The 13,009-nt window shown below is 65.5% G+C and carries 12 protein-coding genes; 3 read left to right on the top strand and 9 right to left on the bottom strand.

What is annotated here, in order from left to right; all coding sequences use genetic code 11:
• Window positions 1–12: 12 nt before the first annotated feature.
• From L1965_RS07630 to L1965_RS07590, 9 genes are all read right to left on the bottom strand, one after another.
• The gene (locus L1965_RS07630; protein ID WP_235755828.1) at window positions 13–1,560 is read right to left on the bottom strand and encodes a cytochrome D1 domain-containing protein; all 1,548 of its coding nucleotides are present in this window, start codon (window positions 1,558–1,560) and stop codon (window positions 13–15) included.
• Window positions 1,535–2,752, bottom strand: coding sequence for a heme d1 biosynthesis radical SAM protein NirJ (gene nirJ / locus L1965_RS07625; RefSeq protein WP_235755827.1), 1,218 nt, complete (start codon window positions 2,750–2,752; stop codon window positions 1,535–1,537). Before nirJ ends, L1965_RS07630 begins: the two co-directional genes overlap by 26 nt.
• A 1-nt stretch (window position 2,753) precedes the next feature.
• The gene (gene ahbB, locus L1965_RS07620) at window positions 2,754–3,242 is read right to left on the bottom strand and encodes a siroheme decarboxylase subunit beta (protein ID WP_235755826.1); all 489 of its coding nucleotides are present in this window, start codon (window positions 3,240–3,242) and stop codon (window positions 2,754–2,756) included.
• Window positions 3,239–3,688: an Lrp/AsnC family transcriptional regulator gene (locus tag L1965_RS07615; RefSeq protein WP_235755825.1), complete on the bottom strand. Its 450-nt coding sequence runs from the start codon at window positions 3,686–3,688 to the stop codon at window positions 3,239–3,241. The genes ahbB (L1965_RS07620) and L1965_RS07615 overlap by 4 nt, the downstream gene beginning before the upstream one ends.
• Window positions 3,685–4,674: a siroheme decarboxylase subunit beta gene (ahbB, locus tag L1965_RS07610; RefSeq protein WP_235755824.1), complete on the bottom strand. Its 990-nt coding sequence runs from the start codon at window positions 4,672–4,674 to the stop codon at window positions 3,685–3,687. Before ahbB (L1965_RS07610) ends, L1965_RS07615 begins: the two co-directional genes overlap by 4 nt.
• A 3-nt stretch (window positions 4,675–4,677) precedes the next feature.
• The gene (locus L1965_RS07605; protein ID WP_235756132.1) at window positions 4,678–5,817 is read right to left on the bottom strand and encodes a cytochrome D1 domain-containing protein; all 1,140 of its coding nucleotides are present in this window, start codon (window positions 5,815–5,817) and stop codon (window positions 4,678–4,680) included.
• A gap of 125 nt (window positions 5,818–5,942) precedes the next feature.
• On the bottom strand, window positions 5,943–6,242 hold the full coding sequence (locus tag L1965_RS07600; protein WP_235755823.1) for a c-type cytochrome: 300 nt from the start codon (window positions 6,240–6,242) through the stop codon (window positions 5,943–5,945).
• Window positions 6,235–7,008, bottom strand: a complete 774-nt coding sequence (cobA, locus tag L1965_RS07595; RefSeq protein ID WP_235755822.1) for a uroporphyrinogen-III C-methyltransferase — start codon at window positions 7,006–7,008, stop codon at window positions 6,235–6,237. Before cobA ends, L1965_RS07600 begins: the two co-directional genes overlap by 8 nt.
• An 88-nt stretch (window positions 7,009–7,096) precedes the next feature.
• Window positions 7,097–8,854: a nitrite reductase gene (locus L1965_RS07590; protein ID WP_235755821.1), complete on the bottom strand. Its 1,758-nt coding sequence runs from the start codon at window positions 8,852–8,854 to the stop codon at window positions 7,097–7,099.
• 64 nt (window positions 8,855–8,918) lie between these two features.
• Between L1965_RS07590 and L1965_RS07585 the strand changes: the two genes are divergently transcribed.
• The 3 genes from L1965_RS07585 (at window position 8,919) to L1965_RS07575 (ending at window position 12,994) form a co-directional block, all read left to right on the top strand.
• Complete coding sequence (locus L1965_RS07585; protein WP_338421476.1) at window positions 8,919–11,018, top strand: 4Fe-4S binding protein; 2,100 nt, start codon at window positions 8,919–8,921, stop codon at window positions 11,016–11,018.
• Window positions 11,015–12,208, top strand: coding sequence for an NnrS family protein (locus L1965_RS07580; protein ID WP_241865460.1), 1,194 nt, complete (start codon window positions 11,015–11,017; stop codon window positions 12,206–12,208). The genes L1965_RS07585 and L1965_RS07580 overlap by 4 nt, the downstream gene beginning before the upstream one ends.
• A 333-nt stretch (window positions 12,209–12,541) precedes the next feature.
• The gene (locus L1965_RS07575) at window positions 12,542–12,994 is read left to right on the top strand and encodes a c-type cytochrome (RefSeq protein ID WP_235755820.1); all 453 of its coding nucleotides are present in this window, start codon (window positions 12,542–12,544) and stop codon (window positions 12,992–12,994) included.
• The last annotated feature ends 15 nt before the right edge of the window (window positions 12,995–13,009 follow it).

Genomic DNA, 13,009 nt, shown 5'->3' with positions numbered 1-13,009 from the left:
AACATGGGCCGACTAGTGGCTGGTGCCTTCGGAGAAGGTGATCTTGTTGAAGACATTGTATTTGCCCGAGGGTTTGCGCATCGGCAGGCGGGTGACCTCCTCCAGCGTGGTCGCGTCATAGACGATCACCGCGCCTTCGTCCTCCCAGACCGAGACCAGGGCAAGGCTGCCGTCGCGGGTAAATTCCACATGCGCGACCGTCGCCCCGGGCACCGGGCGCAGCGTGCGCACGATCTTCAGACTCTGCTTGTCGATCACATGCATCGCGTCGCGGTTGGGGCCAAAGAAGACATCGGCCCAGAAATACGGCGTTTCCTCGTGGCTGCGCAGGAAGAATCCCGGGCCTTCGGTCTTGATCGTATCCGTCACAGTCCAGCTTTCGGTGTCGATGATCGAGAGCACGCCCTCCTCGAGATGGGGCGTGGCCATCACCCGCCTGCCGTTGCGTTCCCATGAAATGCCGGATCCGAGATGCGGCATGCCCGGTAACGGCAGCTCGGCGATCTCACGGCCGACATTGAGATTGACCACAACCCCCTGCCCGGTGTCACGCGCGGCCCCGATCAGGTGCCGGTAATCGTCGGTGAAGAAGAAATCGTCGAGTGGCGCGCTCAGCATGATCCGCCGCCGCGCGAACAGGCCCTGGGACGAGGGCAGCGCCTCGATCATGTCCTTGCGGCGGCTATGCACGAACCCCTCATAAACGGGCTCTGCCTCGGGGTCGGTCGCGACCTCCCAGATTTCCGGCACGTCCTTCAGCGCGAGGATGAAACTGTTGCGCTGCGGGGCCTGATAAACCGCCGAAACCCGGCTGCTGGTGCCATCCTTGCCCGCGACCGGCATGACCGTCTCAACGCTCAGGTCGCTCGTGTCGAGGATCGTCAAGGTCATGGGCAGGTAATTCGCCACCGCCAGCCACTTGCCGTCGGCGCTCATCGCGATGTTGCGGCTGTTGAGCCCGGCGCGTACCCGGCCCACCTGATGCAGCGACCAGATATCGTATTTCTGCACCCAGCCATCGCGTGACATGATGAACACATAGCGCCCGTCGGGGCTGAATTTCGGGCCGCCATGCACGGCAAAGGGCGTCTCGAACCGGTCCATCACCTTGAGGCTGTCGCCATCCAGCACGCTCACATGGTGATCGCCCGTCTCCACCACCAGCGTGACATTCATCGGGTCGGCATCGAAGGCGGGGGCCTCGGCAGGGATGTAGTCGGGATCGAACCAGCGTGTCCCGGCAATCTGCTCAGGTCCCCACTCCGGCACATGAGCCAGCGGCGTTTTCAGCCAGGCCGCCAGTTCGGTGATCTGCGCCTCGCTCAACGTCTCGCCATAGGCAGGCATCTGCGTGGCGGCGCGGCCATGGGCGATGACCTCGGCCACCTTCGGCCCGCGCATCCGCTGCAACGTTTCCGCGATCAGCGCCGGACCCTCTCCGCCCAGTCGCCCGGCCCCGTGGCACGCGGCGCAATGATCCGCGTAGACCTGCGCCGGCTCCGCCATGGCCGGGCCGCCAAGCAGGGCCAGCGCGCTAATAAAACCGATGGATCGGATCATGTCTCTTGCCTCGGAACGGGGTGACGGCCAGACGCTCGCCGGCATCGGCGACGCCGATCTCGGCGTCATCGAGGTAGCAGGCGGGGTCTTCGGCCCAGGGGTCGCCGGTCAGTTGCAACGCCCGGATCCGGGTATTGCCTCCGCAAACGGCCTTGAATGCGCAGGCCCCGCAGCGCCCCTTCAGCGGGCGGGGGCGACGGCGCAGTTGTGCAAGCATCGGGTCGTCGCCTGTCCACAGCTCCGAGAACTTCGTGGTCTTCACGTTCCCCACGGTGTAATCCGACCAGTAGGTGTCGGGATGCACCCGCCCCAGCGTATCGATATTGCCCACGCCAAGCCCGGATGAGTTTCCGCCCCAGGCTTCAAGGTGATCGCGCAGATGCGCCACGCGCGCCTCGTCGAAATGGCGCTCGGCCCATCGAAGCATATAGACGGCGTCAGCGTCATTATTTCCGGTCACGATGTCCAGCGGCGCATTCTCGGCCACCCCCGCCCAGGCGCGGTCGATCAAATCGTCGAGCGCCCTGCGGGTATGGGCGTGCACCGCATCCTCGCCCCGGTTCTTGTCGCCGCGCCCGGCATAGACAAGGTGGCTGAGGTAAAACTTGTCCACCCCCTCGTCATCGCAAAGCTGAAGCAAATCGTGGAGTTGCGCGGCATTGTCCCGCGTCAGGGTAAAGCGCAGCCCCACCTTGATACCGCGCGCCTTGCATTCGCGCACCCCGCGCAGCGCGTCGTCAAACGCGCCATCCACGCCCCGAAACCAGTCATTGGTGCGGCCGATTCCGTCGATGGAAATGCCGACATACTGGAACCCGACCTCGGCCACCCGGTCGGCCGCCTCTCCGTGGATCCGGGTGCCGTTGGTGCTGAGCGCCAGAAACCGCACCCTCTTGCGTGCCGCCTCGGCCAGTTCAAAGAAATCGAACCGGCCCATCGGCTCGCCCCCCGACAGGATCAGTGCGGGAATGCCGAACTGGCCAAGGTCGTCCAGCGTCGCCATCGCCTGCTCGTGGCTCAACTCGCCGGGGAAATCGACATCCGCCGAGACCGTGTAGCAATGCCGGCATTTCAGGTTGCAGCGCCGGGTGAGATTCCAGATCACCACCGGCTTGACCGGGCCCGCGCCGCGCCTTGTGCGCACGGGGGTGGGGTTCACCAATTGGTGCATGTATTCGGTCAGCCGAAACATCTCAGGCCTCCTTTTGACGCAGCCGCAGCCCCGTCTTTTTCAGAATTCGCGTCGAGTAGAGAATGTCATTCCCGCGACAGGCCACGCCCAACAGCGCGGCGATCCGCGCGCGCTTTTCCTCGACCTCGTGGCGGCTTTGGCCATGGACCATGGCAAACAGATTATAGGGCCAGTCGGGCAGGGCGCGCGGGCGTTCGTAACAGTGGCTCACATAGTCCAGCGCGCCGACCTTCGCGCCCAGATCGGCCACCGCCGCATCCTCCACGTCCCAGACCGACATGCCATTGGCGACCATTCCAAGCGCATAGTGATTGGGCGCCACCGCCACCCGGCGGACCACCCCGCGTTCCTGCATCGCGCGCAGCCGGGCGCAGAGATCAGCTTCCGTCAGTCCCAGTTCCAGGGCCACGGCCCGGTAGGGCTGCGGCACCAGGGGCAATCCGGACTGCGTGGCGGCGATGATGCGGCGGTCTGTGGCGTCGATAGTCATGCGGCTACCCTGAATCCGATAAAGAATTCCCTGAGCTTGGGGAAACACAGCACGCGCAGCCCGGTTTCCCGCTCAAGGGACCTGGCCACCGCCTCGATCTCCTGCGTCGTTTCCGTGGCCAGGACGAACCACATGTTGAGCCGGTGAGTGCGTTCATAATTATGCGCCACCTCGGGGCGGGCATTGACTTTTGTCAGGACCTGCTCGAATTCGGCGTCGGGCACCGCCATGGCACAGAGGCAAAACGCACCCCCCATGGCCTCGGCGTCGAAGAAGGGGCCGAAGCGGGTGATGATCCGTGCCTCCTTCATCCGCGTCAGCCGCGCCAGCAGGTCGTCTTCGGTCAGGCCCATCTCCTTTGCCGCTTCGGCAAACGGGTCGGGCGAGACGGGAAACCCGTCCTGCAAATGGTTCAGGATCGTCCGGTCGGTTGCATCAAGAGTCATGTCATGGCCCTTTCCCGCGCAACCAGGGCGCCGGTCTGCTTGAAACAATGGCTGGAAAACAGGGCCCGATGCGGCACGCCCTGCAGTTCGGGCCGCGTCGTCGCCTGGTCGAGATGCGCGAGCGCCTCGGCCCGGCTGCGCGCGTGGATCATCGAGTAGAGCCGGTAGGGCCAGACCCCCTCGACCGGGCTACGCTCGTAGCACAGCGTGACACCGGGCTGCGCCGCCAGCGCCGGCCCGGCGGCGGTGATCGCGTCATGCGGCAGATCCCAGACCACCATCGCATTGGCGCGCCAGCCCAATGCCCGGTGCCGCACGATCACGCCGAGACGCGCGATGATCCGCGCCCGCACCAGCGCCCTGATCCGTGCGATCACCATATCCATGTCCAGCCCGAGCGCCGCGCCGATTTCGGCATAGGGACGCTCGACCAATGGCAGGCCGTGCATCAGCGCCTGCACGATCGCGCGGTCGCCGGGGCGCAGCACCGTGATATCCGGCGGCATCGGCGCGGGGCGCGCGCCAGTCTCGCCGCGCAGCGAGAATCCCAGATCAAGGTTGAAGGGACGCACCAGCGGCAGATCCAGCACCCGCAGCCCGCTGCGCCGCCCGATCCGCGCAAGCGCTGCGTCGACATGCGCCCGGTCCGGCCCGGTGGCGACGAACCACAGGTTCCAGACATTCTCGCGCAGGTAGGAGTGGTTCACCCCCGGCTCGCTACCGATGATCGCGGCCACCTCCTCGATCCTCGCCTCGGGCGCGGCCACGGCGGCGAGCGTGCTTGCGGCGATGGTATTGGGGGCCACAGTGGCCCCCACCCGGGTGATCTGGCCCGCCGCCTGCTTGGCACGCAGTCGCGCGATCACATCCGTCTCTGATGTGCCCAGATGCTGCGCCAGCGCCATAAAGGGACGCGCCGAAATCGGGAAATTCCGCTGCCAGTCATCGAGAAGTGCGCGGTCAAGGGGGTCGGCAAAGCGATGCATCTCTCAAAGCCCCGTCTTGTGCGCGCGCGCGGTGAAGAAGATGCCCGAGGGGCTCTCGGCCTCGATCTCGCGGAGTTTCTCGAAGGTTTCCGTGTCGTAGATCATGACCTTGCCGGCATCGCGGACCGACAGCCATACCTCATGCCCGCGCGGGGTGAATTCCATGTGCAGAACGCCGGGGCCGGGTTTGAACTGATGGATGACCTTCTTGGTCAGCGTGTCGATCACCTGGATCGTGTCGTTGCGCGGGTGGGCGAAATTCACCCAGACATGGCGGCCATCGGGCCGCGCCATGGCGAAAACCGGCTGGCCGTGGACGCTGGTGCGCCCGCTCTCTTCAAGGCTGCGCGCATCGACCCAGAGCACCTCGTGCTGGCCCATGGCAGGCAGCACGAAATCCGTACCCGCCAGCGCCCAGCCCTCCAGATGCGGCATCTTGTAGACCGGCAAGCCTTCGCGCCCGTGGGCATAGCCGGGCAGGATCGGCTGCGGTTCAGGGCTGTCCTGCCACAGGTCCAGCGCGGTCAGGTGGTCTTCGCCGAAGAGACCTGCAATATAGGTCCGCCCGTCACCAGTCACCAGCGCATCATAGGGGTTCCTGCCCATTCCGGTGATCTTGGTGATCTGCGGCGTGGCGCCGGACAGATCGGCGATCCATGTCTCGCCCGCGTCCCAAAGCGAAAACACGAAGCGCGTGCCGGGAATATCCACCAGCCCGATGGTTTTGCCCCCCGTGGGGATATCCGCCACCATCTCCAGCGTGGCCGCATCGAACACCCGCACGCCGCCTGGCTCGTAATTCGAGACCGCCACATAGCGCCCATCGTCCGAGATCGCCCCGCCGATGGAGTTGCCCGCCTGCATGACGCGCGCCACGATGCGGCGCTCCAGGATATCGACCTGGGTCAACCCGCCATCACGGCCGAAGACATAGGCGAAGCGCGCGTCGGGGGAATAGACGAGGCTCGCGTGGCTCAGATCGCCCAATCCCTCGATCCGCCCCAGCCGGGCGCGCTCGGATTGATCGACGACCAGCAAGGACCCGCTGGCACGCTCCACGACCAGCCCAAGATCGCCGGTCGCCTGCGCCTGCGCGCCCGTGGCAAGCGCGCCGCACAGAACCAGTGCTGCCGCGGTCAGCAGGCGTCGCAAATGGGGGCTTCCGCCAGGAAGGCACAAGGACGGTGTTCCTTCCTGATCCAGACGCCCCGGTGCATTTGCCCTGATGGCGGCGGGGGCAGCGCCCGCAAGAAAACGTGGGGTCAGGCTCATTCGCGGTCTCCGTCGAGCAGATATTCGGCAATCCACGCGGCCTCCTCGTCGGTCAGAAGGGGGCGCCAGGGGGGCATCGGCGTGCCCGGCACACCGTCAAGGATCACCGCTTGCAGCGCCGCCGCCTCGTAATGCGCAAGCGCCTGCGCGCGGATATCCGGCCCCAGCCCGCCCTTCAGCGTGAGCCCGTGACACGAGCCGCAATCCTGTTTCACAAGCCGCTCCAGCGCGTGTGCGTCCGGCTCGGCCAGGGCGGGGGCAGCGACCAGCGCCAGTATCAGCGCCGCCTTATTCACCGGCCATCACCTGCGGCAGGTCAAGCGGCAGCGCTGCGCTGTGATAGAGTGACACGACATGTCCCAGAACAATGAGCACAGGGGCGGGCATCGGGCGCGCGGCCATGTCGGTGCCGATCTGGTCGAGCCGCGAGATGTGACGGGTTTCGCGCGGCGTGGTCACATGCGCCACCGCCAGCACCGGCAGGCTGCCGGGCAGGCCCGCGCGCATCAGGTTGAGCGCGATCTCGGCGATATTGGCGGCCCCCATGTAGATCACCAGCGTGGTGTCCTCGCAGGCCAGGCTCTGCCAGTCGAGATCGAGCCGCGCATCGCGCGCCCGGTGGCCGGTGACATAGCGCACGCCGGTGGCAAGGCCCCGATGGGTAAGCGGCACGCCGGTGGCCGCCGCCATGCCCTGAGCGGCAGTGATGCCCGGGGCATAGTCCACTGCGACACCGCGCTCCGCGAGATAGGCCGCCTCCTCCGAGCCGCGCCCGAAGATCAGCGGGTCGCCCCCCTTGAGCCGCGCGACGGTCAGCCCTTCGCAGGCCAGTTCGTGCAGGATTTCGTTGATCCGTTCCTGTGGGACGGTGTGCGATTTCGGGGCCTTGCCAACCGGGACCATCCGGGCCTTCGCCGGGGCAAGTGCCAGGATTTCGGGGCTGACCAGCCGGTCATAGACCACCGCATCGGCGGATTTCAGCATCTTGACCGCGCGCAGCGTCATCAGATCGACCGCGCCGGGGCCAGCGCCGATCAGATATACCTTGCCTGTCCCTGTCATTGTTCTGGCTCCCCGGCCATGTTGTTCGGAATCGGTAGGAAAGAACCGGGGGCCCGCCCTCACGGGCCCCCGGCGCACGCGGGCTGCGTCAGTAGACGTCGGCACGGGTGTTGTAGACGTTGAACTTGCCCGTGGGCGTGATCAGGCGCTTGTCCTTGATCACGGTCTTGAGCTGCAGCGTCTTGTCGTCGATCACCACGAGGGCCGATTCCTTGTCCGCCGCGTTCCACAGCGAGAACCAGATCTCGTTCCCGGCCTTGTTGAACTCGCCCTGCACCACGCGGGGCTGGCCATCCGTGATCCCGGCCCACTCCACCAGAGGCAGAACAGTGTATTCGGGTTCTTCCTGCGCCAGATCGGCCACCTTGAAGACCACGACCGAGCCCGAGACCTCGGCATCGGGGTTGAGTGGCGCGTCAACGTAGAGGTTTTCCGATTCCGGATGTGTCTTGACGAAGAGCGAGCCGCCCCCCATCGCGTAGACCTGCTGCACCATCTTCCAGGCGTGCTCGGGATGGCCCTCGGGGTCGGTGCCGATCATCGCCACCGTCTCATCGCCCAGATGCGAAGTGACCCAGACCGGCCCATAGGTCGGGTGGTCGATATTGGCACCGCGCCCCGGGTGTGGGGTCAGACCCTGGGTGTCGATCACCGCCTCGACATCGCCTTCCTTGGTATCCAGCACCACCACCGCGTTGCGCGCGTTGGCCGCCGTCAGGAAATAGCGCTTGGTGCTGTCCAGCCCGCCATCGTGCAGGAAGCGTTCGGCCTCCACCTCGGTGATCTTGAGGCTCTTGATGTTGGAGTAGTCCACCAGGTGGATCTTGCCGGTTTCCTTGATGTTGACGATGAATTCGGGATTGTAATGCGACGACAGGATTGCCGCCACCCGCGGTTCGGGGTGGTAGGTCTGTTCGTCGTAGATCATGCCCCGGGTGGATTTGATCTTGAGCGGCTCCAGCGTGTCGCCATCCATGATCACGTATTGCGGCGGCCAGTAGCTCCCGGCGATTGCGTATTTGTCTTCCCAGCCTTTCATCTTGGATGTCTCGACCGAGCGGGCCTCGCTGCCGACCTTGATTTCGGCGACGGTTGCGGGTTCCTTCATCCAGAGGTCGATCATGTTGATCTTGGCGTCGCGGCCAATGACCAGCAGATACCGGCCCGAGGCCGAGATGCGACTGATATGCACCGCATAGCCGGTCTCGATCACCGATACGATCTCGTAGCTGGCGCCGTCGATCAGGGCGATCTGTCCGGCATCGCGCAACGTGACCGAGAAAAGATTGTCGATATCTATATCGTTCATCTTCTCGGTGGGCCGGTCTTCGGGCGCCACATGAACTTTCCAGCTTGCCTTCATCTCGGGCATCCCGAATTCCGGCGGTACGGCCGGGTCGAGCAGGATGTAGCGGGCCATCATGTCGACCTCTTCCTCGGTCAGATCGCCCGAAGTGCCCCAGTTCGGCATCCCCGCGGGCGAGCCGTAGGTGATGAAGTCGCGCAGGTATTCATATCCCTGCTCGCGGGTGATGTCGGTTGTCAGCGCCTTGCCCGTCGCGCCCTTGCGCAACACGCCGTGGCAGCCGGCGCAACGCTCGAAATAGATCGTGTTGGCCTTCTGGTACTCGTCGGCCGTCATGACCGGATCGCCGGGCTTGCGGCCCGGAAGCTCGACCTGAAGCTGGCCAAGCGTGGTCATCGAAGGCTCATAGGCGGCTGCGGGACCATCGGTATGGTCCTTGGGCTTGTCCTCCTGCGCGCTTGCGCCTGAGACAGCCAGCCCGAGGGCGACGGCGGCGCCCGACAAAAGCGTGGCGCGCCATTTGGCTTTCCTGGGTATCATCTGGGTTTCTCCAATTCCGCTGGTGAGGCAGGGTCGACTTTGTGGCAGATGGACCGAAGGCTCCTTGACCAAAGTCAACGCCTTGGCCGCGTCCTCGCATCACAGTCCGGGCATGATGCGCGCCGTCCTTCTTGCCTGGCTGATCGCCTGTCTCGTGCCGCCAGTCTTGGCGCAGGCGCAGGCGCAGGGCGTGATGCGCCCCGGATCCGAACGGGCGATCGAAACGGCCAAGCCCACCCGCGCGATCGCCGCCGGACTGTTCGGCCGCACCGGCCCGATGGCCCTGCAACGGCAGGACGACGCGGTGCCGGGTTGGAAGGTCCTTGGTCCATCGGAACCATTGGGCTTTATCGCCTCGACATGGGAGGTGACTCGATCGGTGGGCTATTCGGGCCGTCCTCTGGAGATGCTCGTGGCCGTGGACATGCAGGCTCGCATCACCGGGGCGCGGCTCATGCGCCATTCCGAGCCGATCCTGACATTGGGCTTGTCGGACGAGGACATTGCCCGTTTCGTCGATGGCTTCGCGGGGATCGACCTGACCGACCCGGACGGCGCGGGGCAGGGCCCGGACATGCCCGACATCATCTCGCGCGCCACGGTTTCCACCGGGGTGATCCGCGATTCGATCCTGCGCACGGCGCGGACGCTTGCCATCGCGCGCGGGCTGCTGCCGGGGGGTGGGATCGACCGGGTGTCATACGCGCCGCGCGACTGGGATGCGCTGATCGAGCAGGGGGCGATCACCCGCCGCACCGTCACCCTGACCGAGGCGGCGCAGGCCCTCGCGGGGGCCAAGATGCCGTTGCCGACGGGCGACGCGCCTTTCATCGACCTCTACGCCGCCGTTATCGATCCGCCCACCATCGGCCGCAACATTCTCGGCCAACAGCAATACACCCGCGCGGTCGGCGCGCTTGGCCCGGGTGAGACCGCGCTCTTCGTCGCCTCGCGCGGGCTGTACTCGTACCGCGGCACCGCATGGCGGCGTGACGGCGTGTTCGACCGGTTGGTCGTGACGCAGGGCGATGCGCGCATCGCGCTGGTGAAATCCGGCTACACCCGCATCGATGATCTGGCCATCACAGGCGCGCCCGAGCTCAAGGAGCGCAGCATTTTCCACCTCCCCGGTGACGGGTTCGACCCGACAAGGCCCTTCACGCTGGAACTGACCGCCAGCCGCGCCGCCGAGACGGGCGAGGTCAGCTTCACCACCGATCTCGGCTATGTCCTGCCCGCGGCCCATATCACCGAGCCGCCGGCAGCACCCGCACCGCTCTGGCAATCACGCTGGCAGGAAAAGCGGCTTCCGGTTGCCTCGGTCATGGTCATGATGGCGGCGCTGACCATGATCCTGCTGGCGCAGGAGTGGATCGTGCGGCGCAAGCGGCTGTGGCTGGGGCTGCGGTTGGGCTATCTCACGCTTACCCTCGTGTGGCTCGGCTGGGTTCTCAATGGCCAGCTTTCCGTGGTGCAGGTGGTGGCCTTCGTGCAATCGCTGCTCTCAGGCTTTCACTGGGAGACGTTCCTGATCGAACCGGTGATCTTCACGCTCTGGGCGGGTGTTGCCCTTGGCCTGCTGTTCTGGGGGCGGGGGGTGTTCTGCGGCTGGCTCTGCCCGTTCGGGGCCTTGCAGGAGTTGAGCAATCTCGCCGCCCGCCGCCTTGGAGTGCCGCAAATCGCCGTGCCCCATGCGATCCACGAGCGGCTTTGGATCATCAAATACACGCTCTTCGTCGCGATCCTCGCGCTCAGCTTCTATTCGATGGATATGGCCTTGCGGCTGGCCGAGGCCGAACCGTTCAAGACCGCCATTTCCATGCGCATGATGCGCGCATGGCCGTTTGTCGCCTTCGTGGTGGTGCTGCTGCTGGCGGGGCTTTTCATCGAACGCTTCTATTGCCGCTATCTGTGCCCCCTCGGCGCGGCACTGGCGATCCCGGCCAAGCTGAAAATCTTCGACTGGCTGCACCGCCGCCCGCAATGCGGCCGCGAATGCCGCCTGTGCGAAACCAAATGCACTGTCGGTGCGATCGATCCGCTGGGTCGCATCAACCCCAATGAATGTGTGCTTTGCCTGCGCTGCCAGGTGGTGATGACCGATCCTGGCACCTGTCCGGTGCTCAAGCGCCGCCAGCGCCAACCCGAGGCGAAACCATCATGACCGACCTGAAACGCGTCCTGACCGAACCCTACCGGATCTTCTTTCTGGCTGCCGGGCTTTATGCCATCTTCGCGCTTCTGGTGTGGGAGCTTTGGCTGGGCATCCATTTCGCCGGTGGAATGGTCAGTGCGATGCCTTTCGCCGCCGCGCCGCATCTGTGGCACGCGCATGAGATGATTTTCGGCTACGCCAGCGCGGCCCTGGGCGGATTTTTCCTGACCGCCGTGCCGAACTGGACCGACAGCAAGGAGGCCGCCCGCGCCTTCGTGGCCCTCGCCGCCGGTATCTGGATCGCCGGGCGGCTGGCGATCTGGTTCTCCGGTGCCCTGCCGCCCGCGCTGGTGGCCGCGCTCGATCTCGCGTTCCTGCCGCTTCTGGGTGCGAAGATCGCGCTGATGCTTGTCAAGCGACCCAAGCCGCAAAACGTGGCGTTTCTTGGCTTTCTGGCCTTGATCTGGGCGGGTAACCTGATGGTGCATCTTGAGTGGCTGGGGGTGGCCGACACGCTCGATACCGGGCTGCGCGTCGGGCTGTTCGCGCTTTGCCTGATGATCGCGGTGCTGGGCGGGCGGGTCACGCCGGGCTTTACCCGCAACGCGCTCAAACGCGCAGGCCACCCGGAAGCCACCTTGCCCCGCACCTCCAAACCGCTCGATCTCGCGACGACCGCGCTGATCGCGCTGGTGCCGCTCGCGCTTCTGATGCAGGTGCCGCCGCTGGTTCCGGCGGTGCTGGCGGTCACCTCGGGCACGATGCAGATCGTGCGCGTCGCGTTCTGGGGGCCGCTTCTGATCTGGCGCCAGCCGATCCTCTGGGCCCTGCATCTTGGCATGGTCATGCTGGGCGCGGGGCTGCTGTTCTGGGGGCTGAGCGCCTTCGGGCTGGGCAGCGAGGTGGCGGCGCTGCATCTGCTGGGCATCGGGGCGGTGGGCGGCATGACACTTGCGGTGATGAGCCGCGCGGTGCTGGGACATACCGGGCGCGCGCTGGTGGCGCCTGGCATGGTGGCGCTGTCCTATGGGCTGGTCGCGCTGGCCGCCGGGCTGCGCTGGCTGGCGTCCTCGCTGTCGGGTGATCTCTATTTCCCGCTGATGCTGATGACTGGCGCGCTTTGGATCGCGGCCTTCACGCTTTATGTCGTGTGCCTGTGGCCCGCCTTCACGGGTCCGCGTGCGGGCGGTGCGGGATAGGGGTGGATCAGCAGAGACTGGCCCGACGCGGACGCAAGCCCGTACCGCGCGATCATCGGGCCGTCCCGCGGCCTGGCGATCTGGACCGGCGCGCGACATGTCGAATTTCGAACGACCTGGCTGGCATGAAGCACCCGCCAGAACTGTTGTGTCGCCAGCCCCCGCCCTGCGGCCGCGCAGCACCGTCTGGCAGTCGCCCAAGGTCAGTCCAGGCCAGTCAACCCCGGGATGACCAGATGTGAAAACCGGCGTCACCGTTGACAATAGTCAAGGAGCGCGCCGCGCCCCCGGCGCACAGTCCCCCACATGAATCCACGCGCAAAGGAGATCATCATGCGCGAAGTCATGACCAAGAACATGGCCCGAAACATCTTCTACGGGGGCTCACTGTTCTTCATCATCATCTTCGTTGGCCTCACCGCTCACTCCCATCTCTACATCCTCAACACGTCGAGCAATAACGACCAACTGAGCGAAAGCGTGGCCAAGGGTAAGCATGTCTGGGAAAAGCACGCCTGCATAAACTGCCACTCGATCATGGGCGAGGGGGCCTATTTCGCGCCCGAACTGATGAACGTGATGACCCGTTGGGGGATGAGCGGCGATGCCGAGGGCGGCTATGAAGTCCTCGATGGCTGGATGAAGTCGCAGCCCTCGGGCGTCGAGGGGCGTCGTCAGATGCCCTATTTCGAGCTGACCGAGGAGGAGACGCGCAACCTCGCCGATTTCCTGCTCTGGGTCGATCAGATCGATGCGCAGGGCTGGCCGCCCAATGACGCGGGCTGAGGGAAGGAGACACCC

The organism is Paracoccus salsus (assembly GCF_021556615.1).
Taxonomy (GTDB): domain Bacteria; phylum Pseudomonadota; class Alphaproteobacteria; order Rhodobacterales; family Rhodobacteraceae; genus Paracoccus; species Paracoccus salsus.
Note: the sequence above shows the minus strand (reverse complement) of the source record. Positions and strands in the feature narration are given on the sequence as shown.

Coding starts and splice junctions, on each gene's coding strand:
- L1965_RS07630 (WP_235755828.1), bottom strand. CDS start 1,560: ATGATCCGATCCATCGGTTTTATTAGCGCGCTGGCCCTGCTTGGCGGC.
- nirJ (WP_235755827.1), bottom strand. CDS start 2,752: ATGTTTCGGCTGACCGAATACATGCACCAATTGGTGAACCCCACCCCC.
- ahbB (WP_235755826.1), bottom strand. CDS start 3,242: ATGACTATCGACGCCACAGACCGCCGCATCATCGCCGCCACGCAGTCC.
- L1965_RS07615 (WP_235755825.1), bottom strand. CDS start 3,688: ATGACTCTTGATGCAACCGACCGGACGATCCTGAACCATTTGCAGGAC.
- ahbB (WP_235755824.1), bottom strand. CDS start 4,674: ATGCATCGCTTTGCCGACCCCCTTGACCGCGCACTTCTCGATGACTGG.
- cobA (WP_235755822.1), bottom strand. CDS start 7,008: ATGACAGGGACAGGCAAGGTATATCTGATCGGCGCTGGCCCCGGCGCG.
- L1965_RS07590 (WP_235755821.1), bottom strand. CDS start 8,854: ATGATACCCAGGAAAGCCAAATGGCGCGCCACGCTTTTGTCGGGCGCC.
- L1965_RS07580 (WP_241865460.1), top strand. CDS start 11,015: ATGACCGACCTGAAACGCGTCCTGACCGAACCCTACCGGATCTTCTTT.
- L1965_RS07575 (WP_235755820.1), top strand. CDS start 12,542: ATGCGCGAAGTCATGACCAAGAACATGGCCCGAAACATCTTCTACGGG.